Genomic DNA, 14,568 nt, shown 5'->3' with positions numbered 1-14,568 from the left:
CCTAGCCGATATGGCCGATATGGATCACCGCCGAGCACCTGTGTTGGACGCCTTGGCGGATTACCACCGCAAAAACCGTTACGGCTTCAGCCCACCGGGACACCGCCGGGGCCGCGGTGCCGACGAGGCGGTGCGCGAGGTGCTGGGGTCTGATCTGTTCCGCGCCGACATCCTCGCGCGCGGCGGGCTGGACGACTGGGAGGCGGGCGGAGCGTTTCTCACCGACGCCGAAGATCTGATGGCCGACGCGGTGGGCGCCGAGATGGCGTTCTTCTCTACTTGCGGCAGTTCGCTTTCCGTGCGCGCGGCGATGATGGCGGTGGCCGGCGGCGACAGCGGCGGGCTGCTACTGCCGCGCGACAGCCACAAATCGATCGTGGGCGGGCTGATCTTTTCCGGCATCCAGCCGCGCTGGATCACTCCGCGCTGGGACGCCGAGCGGCACTTCAGTCATCCGCCGTCACCCGAGCGGGTCGCCGGTGCCTGGGAGGAGCACCCCGATGCTGCCGGAGCGTTGATCGTCAGCCCGTCGCCGTACGGCACCTGCGCGGACCTGGCTGCCATCGCCGAGATCTGCCATCAGCGCGGCAAGCCGCTGATCGTCGATGAGGCCTGGGGCGCGCACCTGCCTTTCCATGACGGCCTGCCTACCTGGGCGATGGACGCCGGCGCCGATGTCTGCGTGGTCAGCGTGCACAAGATGGGTGCCGGGTTCGAGCAGGGCTCGGTCTATCACGTGCAGGGTGATCTCATCGACCGCGAGCGGCTCACCGCCTGCGCCGACCTGCTGATGACCACCAGCCCCAGTGTGCCGATCTACGCGGCGCTGGACGGCTGGCGCCGTCAGATGATGCGAAGCGGACACGGAATGTTGGACGCCGCACTGAAGTTGGCGCGCGACGTGCGGGGTCGCATCGATGAGCTGCCCGACGTCGCGGTGCTCGAGCATGTGCTGCTGGGCGAGGAGGCCTCCCACGACCTGGACCGGATGCAGGTGCTGGTGGATGTCTCGGGCACCGGTACGTCGGGCTATCAGGCCCGAGATTGGCTGCGTCAACATCGTTGCCTCGACGTGGGATTGGCCGATCATCGGCGCATCCTGGCCACCATGTCCTTCGCCGACGACGGCAGCACCGCCGACCGGCTGCTGGATGCGCTGGGCGGGTGGCGCGCCGCCGCAAGGTCATTCGAACAGCCCTGGCCGATCAGGTTGCCGTCACCGGAAGAGCTACAGCTGGAAAGCGTGCTGCTTCCCCGTGACGCCTTCTTCGGCCGCACCGAGATGGTCGCCGCATCGCGGGCCGCCGGGCGTATCGCGGCCGAGCAGATCACGCCGTACCCGCCCGGCGTGCCCGCGGTGGTGCCCGGCGAGCGTCTCGACACGGCCGTCGTCGACTATCTGCGTTCGGGCCAGGCGGCCGGCATGGCGTTGCCCGACGCCGCGGACCCCTCCCTCGAGCACATCCGGGTGGTGGCCTGAGGGCGGTGCGGGTTTTGCCCCCGCCCGGCCGGGGTAGCCCGGGGCCATGGCAGGCGTACTCGAACGCAACGTCGCCGATGGCGTCCACCGCCTGGCGCATGCGGGAGTCAATGTCTACCTGATCGAGGACGACAGCGGCGTCACGCTGGTCGACACCGGGCTGCCGGCCACCTTTAGGCACTTGAAAACGGTGCTGGCACAGCTTAATCGGTCGGTCGACGAGGTGCGGGCAGTGGTGCTGACGCACGCTCATTTCGACCATGTCGGCTCGGCCCGGCGCGTCCATCACCGGTGGCAGGTGCCGGTGTGGGTGCACGCCGCCGATCAGTATCTGGCCGCGCATCCCGCTCGTTACGCGCACGAACGCAGCCGGCTGATCTATCCGCTGCGCTACCCGAAGTCGATACCGGGGCTGTTGCGGATGGCCGCCGCCGGTGCGCTGTTCGTGCGCGGCATCTCCGACACCACCTGTTATTCGGCCGGCACTGAACTCGATGTCCCAGGCCGGCCGCGGGTGGTGTTCAGCCCGGGACACACCCTGGGCCACTGCGCTCTGCACCTGGCCGACCGCGACACCCTGATCTCCGGGGATGCGCTGGTCACTCTTGACCCCTATACCGGTGTCGCGGGGCCGCAGATCGTCTCGGGTGCCGCGACGGCCGACAGCGCCGAAGCGCTGGCGTCGCTGACCGCGCTGGCCGGCACCGGCGCGACGACCGTGCTCCCCGGCCACGGCGAGCCCTGGTATGACGGGGTGGCCGCCGCAGCAGAGGCGGCGTCGGCGGCCGGGCCGTCCTGAGCCGGCAGGTCAGCGATCTGTCAGACGCGGCCTCCGGCACCCAAGGTGTTCTGCATGTCGGGCTTCATCGCCGCCAGCTGGGCGCCCCAGTAGCCCCAGCTGTGCACGCCGTTGCTGTCGATGTTGAACGTGGCGTTGTGTCCGCCCGCGCCGTTGTAGGCGTCGCGGAAGGCGATGTTGCTCTGCATGACGACCTGCTCGATCACCTGGCCGGGCAGGCTTCCTTCGCCGATCTCCGACGGGCTGCCGTTGCCGCTGTAGATCCACAGCCGGGTGCCGGCGCCTGCCAGCCGCCCGGCTTGGACCGTCGGGTCGTTGCGCTGCCAGCCGGGACCACCGTCCGGGCCCCACATGTCCTGCGGGTGAAAGCCGCCCTCGTCGTTCATCGCCATGCCGATCAGCATCGGGCCATTGCCGCTCGACGGGGTCAACAACGCCGAAAGCGAGGCAGCGTAGGCGAATTGCTGCGGGTGGTAAGCCGCCAGGATCAGGGCCGAGGATCCGGACATGGAAACGCCCACGACCGCGTTGCGGGTCGAGCGCACGCCCCGGCCGGCGAGGAAGTTCGGCAGCTCACTGGTCAGGAACGTCTCCCACTTGTAGGTCTGCCCGTTGGCCGGCCCGTACCAGTCGGTGTAGAAGCTGGAGCGTCCGCCGACCGGCGCCACCACCGACATCCCGGAACCGGCGTACTCGTTGAACGCCGGCGTCTCGATGTCCCAGCCGCTGCGGTCGTCACGGGCGCGCAGACCGTCGAGCAGGTAGACCGCCGGTGCGCCGCCGCCCTGGAATTCCACGGTGATGTTGTGGCCCATGCCCGGCGAGGGAACAGAGAGGAACTCCGGCCCGGCGGCCGCGGCGGGCGGGGCCGGAGCGGCCAGTCCGATCACCCCGGGCAGCATCCCGGCGGCGACGATGACGTTGGCGGCCCGGCGCACCCGGCCCGCGGTGTTCTTACCCATGGTGTTTCCCCTTCCGCGCAGACCCGAAAGCCACGGCCTGCCGGCCGGGTGTGCGAGAGGGGAAACGTCGACAGACACCTAACCTTCTTGTCTTAACAAAGTGGGCGACGGTTGTCCAGAGAGCGGCCCCGGAAAAAGACCGGAAAAAACATGGAATTGGCGGTTTGAGGCGAGGTCACGGGGGGCACCTTCACCGACATGTCCGAGCATGACTCCCGCTATTCCCTTGGCACTCTGGCGCTCGCTGCGGCGGCCGCCGGTGCCGCAATGCTTTTCGCCCCCGGCGTTCCCGCCGCGCGGGCTGCGCCGTGTCCCGACACCGAATTGGTGTTCGCGCGCGGCACCGGTGAGGCGCCCGGTGTCGGGCCGACGGGGCAGGCGTTCGTCAACGCGCTCAACGCACGTCTCGGTTACAGCCCGTCCGTCTACGCCGTCGACTACCCGGCCAGCGACCAATGGGACACCGGCGTCGGTGGCGTTCGGGACGCAGCCACTCACGTGCTGTCCCGGGCGACCACATGCCCGCGAACCAAGATGGTGCTGGGCGGCTACTCGCAGGGCGCAGCGGTGATGGGCTTCGTCACCTCGGCGCAGGTACCCGACGGTGTCGACCCGGCGACGGTACCCAAGCCGCTGGACCCCACCATCGCCGACCACGTCGCCGCGGTCGTGCTGTTCGCGATGCCCAACGAGCGGGCGATGCAGTTCCTCAAGGAACCCGCGATCGTGATCGGTCCGTCCTATCAAGGCAAGACCTTGCTGGTGTGCGCGCCGGAAGACGCGGTCTGCTCCGAGGGACTGAATTTCGCCGCGCACGACAGCTACTCCGGGGACGACGCGACGATGGTCCAACAGGGGGCCAACTTCGTCGCCTGGCGCATGCAACAACAGCAGAACCGGTGAGCCGGTGGCCTTCGCCAGCTACCAGGACGAGATCTACCGTCGCGGCCTCGCCGGCCACAACCCGGCGCTGCCGATCACATTCGCCGACTTGGAAGCCAAAGCCGCTGCCGCGCTGCCGTCTTCGGTCTGGGGGTATGTGGCCGGCGGCGCCGGTGACGAGCACACCCAACGCGCCAACTGCCGTGCCTTCGAGCGCTGGGGCCTGATCCCGCGGATGCTGGTGGCCCCCACCGAGCGAGACCTGTCGGTCGAGCTGTTCGGGGTGCGGCTGGACGCCCCGGTGTTCATGGCGCCGATCGGGGTCATCGGGGTCTGCGCCCAGGACGGCCACGGGGACCTGGCCTGCGCGCGCGCCGCCTCGCGCACCGGCGTCCCCTTTGTGGCCGGCACCTTGTCGAGTGACCCGATGGAAGACGTGGCGCCGGCGTGCGGCGGCACCCCGGGATTCTTCCAGCTCTACACCCCACCCGATCGGGAGATGGCCGCCAGCCTGGTGCACCGCGCCGAGGCGGTCGGCTTCAAGGGCATAGTGCTCACCCTGGACACCTGGGTCACCGGCTGGCGGCCCAGGGACCTGAGCGCGGGCAACTACCCGCAGGTCCCCAGCGGCTGTCTGGCCAACTACACCACCGACCCCGTTTTTCTGGCCGGCCTTTCCGACGGCGAGGATCCGACCGATGCGGTGGTGCGCAAGCTGCCGATCTTCGGCGGCCCGGTGACCTGGGCGGATCTGGACTGGCTGCGCTCGCTGACCGCGCTGCCGTTGATCCTGAAGGGAATCTGCCATCCCGACGACGCGCGGCGTGCCAAAGACGCCGGGGTCGACGGGATTTACTGCTCGAACCACGGTGGGCGGCAGGCCAATAACGGCCTGCCGGCGCTGGACTGCCTGCCGGCGGTGCTGGAGGCCGCCGACGGGCTGCCGGTGCTGTTCGATTCGGGGATCCGCAGCGGCGCCGACATCATCAAAGCGCTGGCGCTCGGCGCCACCGCGGTGGGAATCGGTCGCCCGTACGCCTATGGACTGGCGCTCGGCGGGGTGGACGGCGTGGTGCACGTGCTGCGCTGCCTGCTGGCTGAAGTCGATCTGCTGATGGCCGTCGACGGCTACCCGACGCGGCGCGACCTCACGCCCGAAACGTTGCGAGCGGTGAGTTAACGCTGGCCGGCCGCAACCGCCGTCGCCGACGCTGGCGGCGCGATCAGATCCGGGTCGCCGATCCTGCGGAAGTCCGGCGCTCCATCCGTGGCACCGCCATCGGCAACTTCATGGAGTGGTACGACTTCGGCGTCTACGGCTACCTCGCCACCACGATCGCGCGAGTGTTCTATCCGGATTCCGGTGCCGCCGGCCTGATCGGCGTGTTCGGCACGCTGGCCGCGGCGTTCGCGCTGCGCCCGGTGGGTGGATTGGTGTTCGGACAACTCGGGGACCGGATCGGACGCAAGCGGGTGCTGGTCACCACCCTGGTGCTGATGACGCTCGGCACCACCGCCACCGGCCTGCTGCCCGGTTACCGGGCCATCGGTATCGCCGCGCCGATTCTGCTCATCGTGACCCGGATGGTGCAGGGCTTCTCCGCGGGCGGTGAATACGTCGGCGCGATGGTCTATGTCGGCGAGCAGGCCCCGGACAACAAGAGGGGCATGCTGGCCGGATTTCTGCCGCTGAGTTCACAGGCCGGCTACGTCGTCGCCGGTGCGGTGGTGATGGGGCTGCAGAATTGGCTGACCGATGAGGCCATGCTCAGTTGGGGGTGGCGAATCCCGTTGTTGCTCAGCGCTCCGCTGGGGCTGGCGGCGCTGTACCTGCGGCTGCGGTTGGAGGAATCAACCGCCTACCAGCAGGCCGCCCGCACAGCTGATGCTGACGAGTCCGCGCTGGCGCAGCTGCGCCGTACCACCAGACGCTGGCAGCCGCTGGCGTTGTGCATCGCGCTGGTGCTGACCTACAACGTCACCGACTACCTGCTCACCGGTTTCCTGCCCACCTATCTGCAGACCACCGCGCAAGTCCCGCACCCCGCCGGGCTGCTACTGATCGTGCTGACTCTGCTGCTGATGATGGCCACCGTGGTGCCGGTGGCCAGACTGTCGGACCGCATCGGCGTCAAGCCGGTGCTGTGGCTGGGTTGCGCCATGCTGGTGATCCTGTCGGTGCCGGCCTTCGCCCTGATTCGCTCGGCCGGCAGCTTTCCGATGGCGTTCGCCGGGGTGCTGCTGATCGGCGTGATGCTGCTGTGCTTCGATGCCACCTTGCCCGCGACGCTTCCGGCGCTGTTTCCCACCCAGGTCCGCTACGGTGCGCTCGCTATCGGCTTCAACCTCTCGGTGTCGGCGTTCGGTGGCACCACTCCGCTGATCGCCGAGGCCTTGGTCTCGAGCACCGGCAACCCGACCGCGCCGGCCTACCTACTGATTGCCGCCGGCGTGATCGGGGCCGTGGCGCTGATATTCACGCCCGAGGTGGCGGGCCGGCGCCTGCCCGGCTCGGGGCCCGCGGTCGAAACTGAGGCGCGGGCCCGCGAGCTGGTCGAGGGGCGGGAGGCTTAGTGCACCCGTCGCAATTCCTGCACGCCGGCAAGCGCCTCGGTCACCGACGCCGTCGTCGACAAAGCGTTGGTGGGATCGCAGATCCGTAGCAGGCGGGTTACCGCCGGGCCCGGCACCGTCGTGCAGTAGACCATGGCATCGGAGCACTGGGAAGTGATCGCCTTCAGCGCGGAAAAACCTGCGGTACCAATGAATTCCAGGTCGTTGAGGTCGAGGATGAGCCATTCGCAGTAAGCAGCGCAGTGCTGCACGTAGCCGGCCAGCTGACCGGTGTTGGAGGCGTCGAGTTCGCCGCACACGCTGATCACCACGCCGGAACGCCCCCAGCGGGCGACGCAACGGGCGTTGGGGCTTTCCCAGGTATCAGAGGGCGGGACGGTATCTATGAGCGACGCCGGCGAGGCCGGACCCGTCACTTTGAGTGCAGGCATTGGATCACTCCATCAGTCGAGATTCGTAACTGTTGGATCGCGCCCGACGCGAGTTACACCCTGCACGGATGAGTAGCTAGGGAGTGGGCCTCCCTGGCTTGCGTGGTAACGCGTCCTCCGGGTGGCTGTGAACTCAACCTGCCCCTGAACCTACGCCGAAGCGCGCGGCTTTGCAACGGATTTGTAACGGTTCTGCGGAGAGTTCTTCGCGAATTCGCTTGCAGCAAACCGCTGCTAACCCCTTTCCGGGCCGTTTCCGCGTTTAGAGGCCAGCGCCGCGGGATACAAGCGGTTATGACGTTTCCGCAGACCACCCGGCGTTCGGTGCTCGTCTGGCACGTGCACGGCTCCTGGATGGATGCCTTCGTTGCGGGCGCGCACCGCTACCTCCTTCCGGTCAACGCTCCCCACGATCCGGATGGACGCGGACTCTGCGGCCGCGACTGGCCGCGGGCGTCCGAGGTCCCGGCGGGCCGATTGCACGACCAAGACATCGACCTGGTGGTGCTGCAGCGCCCGCACGAGCTAGAGCTGGCCGCCCGGCTGCTGGGCCGCCGGCCCGGTATCGATGTTCCCGCGGTGTACGTCGAGCACAACGCGCCGCGGCCATTCGTGGTGGAGAGCCGGCACCCGATCGCCGACCGCGACGACATCCCACTGATCCACGTCACCGATTTCAACCGGCTGATGTGGGACAACGGGCGGGCCCCAACCATGGTCATCGACCACGGCATCGCCGACCCAGGACACCTCTATACCGGTGACATCGCGGCGGCGGGCACCTTGATCAACGAACCGGTGCGGCGGTGGCGCACGGTGGGGGCCGACCTGTTGGGAGCGTTCGGGCAATCCGCGCCGGTCGACGTCTGGGGGATCGGGACCGAAGACCTCAACGACCCGGCGCACCGCTGCGCCGGCGTCACCGGCCACGGCGATATGCGGACCGGGCCGCTGATGAAGGAACTGGCGCATCGGCGGGTCTATCTGCACACCGCGCGCTGGACGTCGCTGGGACTGTCGTTGCTGGAGGCCATGTTCTTGGGCATGCCGGTGGTGGCGGTGGCCTCCACCATGGCGCCGCTGGTGGTGCCCCGGGAGGCAGGCGTCGTCAGCGCCGACGTCGACACCTTGCGGGTGGCGCTGAGCGGGCTGGTCGCCGACCGTTACCTGGCCGAGGTGGTCGGCAAGGCGGCCCGCGACTACGCGACCGAACATTTCGGGCTCGAACGGTTCCTGAGCGACTGGGACCAGGTGATCGAAGCGCAGTGCGCATGAGCATCGTCAGTATCAGGGGAGGATCGCGATGAGGATCGCAATGGTTTCCGAACACGCCAGCCCGCTCGCCGCGCTCGGCGGAGCCGATGCCGGCGGCCAGAATGTCCACGTCGCCGAGTTGTCCGCAGCGCTGACCCGGCGCGGCCACCGCGTCGAGGTCTACACCCGCCGTGACGATCCCGACCTGCCCGAGCGGGTCGAAACCGAGCAGGGTTACACGGTGGTGCACGTACCCGCCGGACCGCCGCGGTATCTGCCCAAAGACGAACTGCTGCAGTACATGGGGACGTTCGGGCGGTATCTGGGTGAGCAGTGGGACGTGGAGCGCCCGGACATCGCGCACGCGCACTTTTGGATGTCGGGGATCGCCACCCAGTTGGCGGCCCAGCGCCGCCGGGTGCCGACGGTCCAGACGTTTCACGCGCTGGGCGTGGTCAAGCAGCGACATCAGGGACATCGCGACACCAGTCCCGCCGAACGGCTGCGGCTGGAGACGCGGGTGGCGCGCGAGGCGACGTGGGTGACGGCCGGCTGCAGCGACGAGGTATTCGAGTTGATGCGCCTCGGCCGGGACCGGTTGCGGATCTCGGTGGTGCCGTGTGGCGTCGACGTGGACCGGTTCTCGCCGGACGGCCCGTCGGCACCGCGGTCGGCGCGGCGCCGCATCGTCGCGGTCGGCAGGTTCGTGCCCCGCAAAGGATTTGACACCGTGATCGAGGCGCTGACCACCGTCCCGACCGCCGAGCTGGTGATCGCCGGTGGCCCCGAACGTGCCGAACTCGACACCGTCCCGGAGGCCTGCCGGTTGCGCAAGCTGGCTGTCGACCTCGGGGTAGCGGACCGGGTTTCGCTCTACGGGTCGGTGGCTCGCGGGGATATGCCGGCGCTGCTGCGCTCCGCGGACGTGGTGACGTGTACCCCGTGGTATGAGCCGTTCGGGATCGTGCCATTGGAGGCGATGGCCTGCGGCGTGCCGGTGGTGGCGTCGGCGGTGGGCGGCATGCTCGACACCGTGGTCCACGACGCGACGGGCCTGCTGATACCGCCGAAGGATCCGCGTGCCTGCGCGAACGCGGTCAATGCCATCCTGCGGGATCGGCGCGCCGCCTCCGCGTTCGGCGCCGCCGGGCGGGAGCGCGCCCGCTCGAGATACTCCTGGGATCGCATCGCCACCGACACAATGCGGGTGTATGACCGGCTGCTGCCGGCAACGGCACCGGCCCATTCCGCGGCCAGGGCGTCGGGGTCGGGGTAACCGCCGAAAATTTGCGAATGTGTAACTCCTGAGAGCCATTTGAGGATTCTCGATTTTCACTCCTACTGCCAGCGCGGGCGCGAAACTGTTGCCGCGCTCGACTGAACGGAGGACCATGAATTCACCGGACGGCGACCGTGGGCGGAGCGAAGAGATGGCGGTGACGACCCGCAATGACATGATGCGCGAGGTTGCGGGCCTGGTTTACACGCTGGATCAGCGGCCACACGTCCACTCAGACGATGCGCTGGATGCGCTTATCGCGAATCTGCTGGCCCACATGCCCTGCGCACAGTACGCCGGGGTCACGCTGACGACGTCGGATGGCGGGGTACAGACCCTGGCTGCCACCGACGCCTACCCGGCTGTGCTCGACGACATCCAACGCCGCCTCAAAGAGGGGCCGTGCCTGACCGCGGCGTGGAAGCACCATCTCGTTCGCCTGGACGACATCTCACGTGAGGAACGCTGGCCGGCCTACTGCCGGGAGGCGGCCGAAACGACCCCGATCCGGTCGATCCTGGTATTCGAATTGTTCACCGGCAAGACCAGCACCGGAGCTCTGAACTTCTACGCCGAATCGCCCGGCGCCTTCGACGACGATGCGGTGGAGCTGGGTCTGACCCTGGCCACCCACGCCGCGCTGGCCTGGCACATGGTCCGCCGCGACGAGCAGTTCGCAGCGCGCTGGCCTCCCGCGACGTCATCGGCCAGGCCAAGGGGATGCTCATGGAGCGGTTCGACATCGATGCGGTGCGCGCCTTCGAACTGCTCAAGCGGCTCTCGCAGAACTTGAACGTCCCGCTCGCCGAGGTGGCACACCAGGTGGTCGGCCGACAAGGGGCCGGTCGGTGACCCCGTCGGCGGCGGCCGCACGCGGGGAGCTGGCCCGGCAGCGAGCCGCCGAACTGCAGCGGCGGCGTGAGGAACTGGCGGCCGGGATTGCGGTTTCGGCGGAGAATGCCGGGGCCGCCCGCCGGCGCGCCGAGGAGTCGCGCGAGCGCGCGGAGCGGGCCCATCGGGACGCCGCCGAGCGGCACCTGGAGGCGGTCGAGGCGCACCTGAAGGCCGCCGCTGCGCACGAGCAGGCGGCGTTACTGGCCGGCAACGGCGACGGGGAAGCGCACCTGGACGCCGCCGCGGGCCACCGTGCCGAGGCGCAGCTGCATCGGCTGGCGGCTGCCGAGCAGTCCCGGGCGGAGCAGGCGGATCACGACCGCACTTCCATCAGCAACAGCGCCCCCTTCACCCCGCCGTCGGCGGGCGCCTGAAAACCCGTACACGTCACCCGGATCTCGGTGGGGCGGCCCCGCCGGTTGACGGCGTCGATCAACGCCTCGCCCGGATTGTCCGGGTCGACGAAGGCGTTGCCGATCAACGGCCGGACGTTCTCCAACGGCAGTCCGATGTCCAGGCCGGTCAGTGCCATACCGACCGTTTCTTCCGAACGCAGCCCCCACAACTCTTCGCAGCCCCGGTTCCACACCACTACCCGCATCTCCCGGTCGACCACGACCATGCCCAGATGTACCGAGTTCACCAGTGAATCCAGGAAGCCGCGGGCGTCGTCCAGCTCGATGCTGCGCTCTCGCAGCGTGTCGTTGATGGTGTGCAACTCGTCGTTGGTGGACTGCAGCTCCTCGTTCATCGTTTCGAGCTCTTCGTTGGTCGACTGCAGCTCCTCGTTGGTCGTTTCCAGCTCTTCGACCGTCGACTGCAGCTCCTCGTTCGTCGTCTCCAGCTCTTCGTTGGTGGATTGCAGCTCTTCATAAGCCGCCTCGAGCTGGCGGTTGGTCGCAACCACTTTGTCGACCAACGCCCGGGTAGCGGTCACGTCGAAGAACACGATCGAGACACCCAGCAGGCCGTTCTCGCCGTCGATCAGCGGGTTGACGTGGATCTCGAACCAGACCGTCTCGGCGCCGGGGCGCTGCCAGCTGACGTCCTGAATCCGGGCGGAGCGCCGTTCGACCTTCGCCTGCTCCAGATAGGCGCGCAGTTCCACCGGCCGATAGGAGACCTCCAGGTCGCGCAGCAGCCGCCCGAGGTCGCGGGCGGACAGGCCGAACATCGTTTCGGCCTGCTGGTTGATCATCGCCACGGTGTCCTCGCCGGTCACCACGATCTGCGCCACCGGGCTCGCCCGGAAAGCCATCTCCCGGACGGTCACCAGGCCGGGAACGTCGCCGTGCCGCTCATACATCGATGCGGCGGGGTCATAGCGTTGCAGGCCGTTGTGCGACCCGGCGGCCTTGCGGAAGATCCGGTGCTTGAGGCTCAGCGGCGTGAATCGATCGCTGTGGCTCAGCAGCATCTCGGCGTGGCCGAGGAACAGCGTGCCCTGCGCCGACAGCGCAAAATGCAGGCGGCTCAACACATTGCGCTGTGTCTCGGCGTTCATGTACATCAGGGTGTTGCGGCACACCAGCAGGTCGACCCGCGAGATCGGCGCGTCTTTGACCAGGTCGTTGCGGCCGAAGATCACCCCGCGGCGCAAGTCCTTATGAAAGGTGTACCGGCCGTTGGCGGGTTCGAAGTACCGCTCCAGATACTCCGGCGGCACCGACTCGATGGCCTTGGTGTCGTAGGTGGCGGCGCGGGCCTCGGTGAGCGCGTCCTCGTCGACGTCGGTGGCGTAGATCTTGACCCGCTGACGGAACGCCTCCGGGCCGAGCGCTTCGGCCAGCAGGATCGCCAGCGTGTACGCCTCCTGGCCGGATGCGCAGCCGGCACTCCACACCCGGATCGGGTCGTCGGGCCCGCGCTCGGCCAGAATCCGCGGAATGACGTCGGTGGCGATGTAGTCCCAGGAGTCCGGGTCGCGGAAGAACGCCGTGACGTTGATCAGGATGGTGTTGAACAGCGCCGAGAATTCGTCGGAGCTGGCCTGCAGGACGTCCAGATACTGTTCGTAGGTCTCGTGTCCGCTCTGGCTCATCCGGTGGCGCACCCGTCGCATCAGCGAAGCGCGTTTGTAGCCGGTGAAATCGAAACCGCGGGAGTCACGAAGGTAGCGCAGCAGGGCCTCGAACGCTTCGTCCGCTTCCTCGTTCGTCTCCATCTCGCCCCGTCCGTTCGCCAGAATCGCCGCGATCGCAAACATTACTCGCGGGTACGCCCGGGGCCGGGAGGGTTACAGCAGGTTCTCCGGTCCTACCACCGCCCACACCGTCTTGCCGCCGGGGGTGGGACTGCTGCCCCAGGCGCGCGACAGTGCGTCGACCACGGCCAGGCCCGAGGTGTAGCCGGCGCCGCCGGTGGGGGCTTCGCGACGCACGGCCGGGGCGTCGTCCGTGTCCTCCACTGCGATGGTGACCGCGGAACCGGCGCTTTCCAGCCGGACCACCGGTGGGCTTCCGGTATGGTGCAGAACGTTTTCCACCAGCACATCGACGATCACCTTGGCGGTCGGGATCAACTCGCCCAGCGACCAGTTGGTCAGCCACTCGGTCACGAAGTCGCGGGAGCCGCGCAGGCTGCTCGTGCGAGGTGGCAGCTGCAGGCGGACCCGGCGGCGCAAGGGCTTGCCGATGACCAGCGAGGCAAGCGCGCTGTCGACGTCGGGATGGACCGGAACGTAGCGGGTCACCCCGGTGTGGCTGATCCGCGCAGCAGCGGCCGGTGGGGCGCAGATCAGCAGGATCGGGATATCGGGCCAGGTGTTCACGTGCCAGCGCGCACTGGTGAACACCGTCCACGCCGAGGGCACGGGTACCGCCAGCTCACTGACGTCGACCAGCACGGCCTGCGGTTCGTCCAGCGCCGCCTTGATCACGCTGTCGCGCATCTGCAGGTAGGTGCTGCTGTCCAGCGTGCCGACCGCGCGCAACAGGCACGCTCTGGCCACGGTGTCCGTGGACACCGTGAGCTGACTCGAGCTGTTACTCAGGGCCCTCGTCCTGCCTGTCACAGATGACGGCCAGCCGCTGGCCGAGTATGGAGGTGGCGTGTTCGGCCTCGCGGGCGAGCCCTTCGTAACGTTGGCGCACGATGCCGGGGGGCACCTCACCGGCCAGCCGACGCGACAGCTTGGCCTTCTCTTGCAGGCTGCGCAGCGCGATCCACAGTGCGTTGCTTACTTCGTCGTCACGGGCCTGCAGCAAGGCGTCAGCGGTCCAGGCGTGCCCGACGTGGCAGCGGTAGTTGCCCTCACCGACGGCGATCAGTGCACCGTTGCAGTCCGGGCAGATGTACCCCGACGGCGGCCCGAGTTCTTCGGTGTCGAAATCGGTGGAGAACCGCTGGGCCATGGCGATCCGGTTCTCCAGCTCCATCCGTGGATCCCGCTCCATCTCAGTGTCCTTGAATTCTCTACTGGTCAGCTTCTCCAGCAGGCGACCGATCTCGGCTGCCGGCGCCTGATGGTCGACGACGCCGGCGTTGATCGCGTTCTGCGGCATCGCAGGGAACAGTGCGTCGCCCGGTGATTGGACTATCGCCGCCCCGCCGCGCGACCGGATCGCCCCCAATCCGGCCACCCCGTCGTCCAGTACTCCCGACAACAGCACCCCGATCGCGCGAGGGCCGTGGGACAGTGCGATCGACCGGAACAGCGCGTTGATCGCGGGCCGGTGGCCGTTTTCGGTGGGTCCCTCGCTGAGCAGGATCCGGCCGTCGTCGGCCAGTAGGTGATGATCGGGCGCGGCCACATACATGGAACCGTGCTCCAAGCGCATGCCGGTGGCCGCCGTCACCGCCGGCACGGTGCCGTGCCGATCCAGGATCCGGGCCAGCACACTGGGCGCGGCGGCCGGCATGTGCAGCACGACCAGGATCGCGCACGGCAATCCGGCCGGCAGTTCGGCCGTGAAACTCTTCAGCGCCTCGACCCCACCGGCAGAGGCCCCCACGCCGACGACGTTCAAAGGGCCAGAAGTGTCCGCCATTGCTCTCACCACCTTCAGATGGCT

Annotated in this window: 14 protein-coding genes and 1 pseudogene; 10 read left to right on the top strand and 5 right to left on the bottom strand. The window is 68.4% G+C overall.

Annotation, left to right across the window (positions count from 1 at the left end; translation table 11 throughout):
* Positions 1-19 precede the first annotated feature (19 nt).
* Together A5648_RS20115 and A5648_RS20110 are read left to right on the top strand one after the other, a co-directional pair.
* On the top strand, positions 20-1,480 hold the full coding sequence (locus tag A5648_RS20115) for an aminotransferase class I/II-fold pyridoxal phosphate-dependent enzyme (protein WP_065026291.1): 1,461 nt from the start codon (positions 20-22) through the stop codon (positions 1,478-1,480).
* Between the two features lie 46 nt (positions 1,481-1,526).
* Positions 1,527-2,279, top strand: coding sequence for an MBL fold metallo-hydrolase (locus A5648_RS20110; RefSeq protein WP_065026230.1), 753 nt, complete (start codon positions 1,527-1,529; stop codon positions 2,277-2,279).
* Positions 2,280-2,299: 20 nt separating this feature from the next.
* Here the strand turns inward: A5648_RS20110 and A5648_RS20105 are convergent, their stop codons facing one another.
* Positions 2,300-3,241, bottom strand: coding sequence for an esterase family protein (locus A5648_RS20105; protein WP_065026229.1), 942 nt, complete (start codon positions 3,239-3,241; stop codon positions 2,300-2,302).
* 198 nt (positions 3,242-3,439) lie between these two features.
* On the opposite strand from A5648_RS20105, the gene A5648_RS20100 reads away from it, so the two are divergent.
* The 3 genes from A5648_RS20100 to A5648_RS20090 all read left to right on the top strand — a co-directional run bounded on the left by A5648_RS20100 (position 3,440) and on the right by A5648_RS20090 (position 6,697).
* Positions 3,440-4,144: a cutinase family protein gene (locus A5648_RS20100; protein WP_065026228.1), complete on the top strand. Its 705-nt coding sequence runs from the start codon at positions 3,440-3,442 to the stop codon at positions 4,142-4,144.
* A gap of 4 nt (positions 4,145-4,148) precedes the next feature.
* On the top strand, positions 4,149-5,303 hold the full coding sequence (locus A5648_RS20095; RefSeq protein WP_065026227.1) for an alpha-hydroxy-acid oxidizing protein: 1,155 nt from the start codon (positions 4,149-4,151) through the stop codon (positions 5,301-5,303).
* A gap of 83 nt (positions 5,304-5,386) precedes the next feature.
* Positions 5,387-6,697, top strand: a complete 1,311-nt coding sequence (locus A5648_RS20090) for an MFS transporter (RefSeq protein WP_267887841.1) — start codon at positions 5,387-5,389, stop codon at positions 6,695-6,697.
* Here the strand turns inward: A5648_RS20090 and A5648_RS20085 are convergent.
* A complete protein-coding gene (locus A5648_RS20085; RefSeq protein ID WP_131810602.1) occupies positions 6,694-7,128 on the bottom strand; it encodes an STAS domain-containing protein in 435 nt (144 codons plus the stop codon). The two genes, A5648_RS20090 and A5648_RS20085, sit on opposite strands and share 4 nt — an antisense overlap.
* A gap of 294 nt (positions 7,129-7,422) precedes the next feature.
* Between A5648_RS20085 and A5648_RS20080 the strand changes: the two genes are divergently transcribed.
* From A5648_RS20080 to A5648_RS20065, 5 genes and pseudogenes are all read left to right on the top strand, one after another.
* Positions 7,423-8,403, top strand: a complete 981-nt coding sequence (locus tag A5648_RS20080; protein WP_065026225.1) for a glycosyltransferase — start codon at positions 7,423-7,425, stop codon at positions 8,401-8,403.
* Positions 8,404-8,431: 28 nt separating this feature from the next.
* Positions 8,432-9,658: a glycosyltransferase gene (locus A5648_RS20075; RefSeq protein ID WP_065026224.1), complete on the top strand. Its 1,227-nt coding sequence runs from the start codon at positions 8,432-8,434 to the stop codon at positions 9,656-9,658.
* A gap of 115 nt (positions 9,659-9,773) precedes the next feature.
* Positions 9,774-10,250, top strand: a pseudogene (locus tag A5648_RS24765) (hypothetical protein); the annotation flags it as partial.
* 131 nt (positions 10,251-10,381) lie between these two features.
* Positions 10,382-10,513 carry an ANTAR domain-containing protein gene (locus A5648_RS24760; RefSeq protein WP_342707280.1) on the top strand — a complete coding sequence of 44 codons (132 nt, stop codon included), beginning with the start codon at positions 10,382-10,384 and terminating at the stop codon, positions 10,511-10,513.
* Positions 10,510-10,929 (top strand): hypothetical protein, encoded by a 420-nt coding sequence (locus A5648_RS20065; RefSeq protein ID WP_065026223.1) that lies wholly within the window; start codon positions 10,510-10,512, stop codon positions 10,927-10,929. The genes A5648_RS24760 and A5648_RS20065 overlap by 4 nt, the downstream gene beginning before the upstream one ends.
* On the opposite strand, the gene A5648_RS20060 is transcribed toward A5648_RS20065, so the two are convergent.
* The 3 genes from A5648_RS20060 to A5648_RS20050 all read right to left on the bottom strand — a co-directional run bounded on the left by A5648_RS20060 (position 10,869) and on the right by A5648_RS20050 (position 14,562).
* A complete protein-coding gene (locus A5648_RS20060; RefSeq protein ID WP_065026289.1) occupies positions 10,869-12,719 on the bottom strand; it encodes a CheR family methyltransferase in 1,851 nt (616 codons plus the stop codon). The genes A5648_RS20065 and A5648_RS20060 overlap by 61 nt on opposite strands.
* 72 nt (positions 12,720-12,791) lie before the next feature.
* On the bottom strand, positions 12,792-13,547 hold the full coding sequence (locus A5648_RS20055) for an STAS domain-containing protein (RefSeq protein WP_428844363.1): 756 nt from the start codon (positions 13,545-13,547) through the stop codon (positions 12,792-12,794).
* The gene (locus A5648_RS20050; RefSeq protein ID WP_428844362.1) at positions 13,540-14,562 is read right to left on the bottom strand and encodes a chemotaxis protein CheB; all 1,023 of its coding nucleotides are present in this window, start codon (positions 14,560-14,562) and stop codon (positions 13,540-13,542) included. Before A5648_RS20050 ends, A5648_RS20055 begins: the two co-directional genes overlap by 8 nt.
* Positions 14,563-14,568: the final 6 nt, after the last annotated feature.

Origin of the sequence: Mycolicibacter sinensis, assembly GCF_001673565.1 — a bacterium.
Taxonomy (GTDB): domain Bacteria; phylum Actinomycetota; class Actinomycetes; order Mycobacteriales; family Mycobacteriaceae; genus Mycobacterium; species Mycobacterium sinense_C.
Note: the sequence above shows the minus strand (reverse complement) of the source record. Positions and strands in the feature narration are given on the sequence as shown.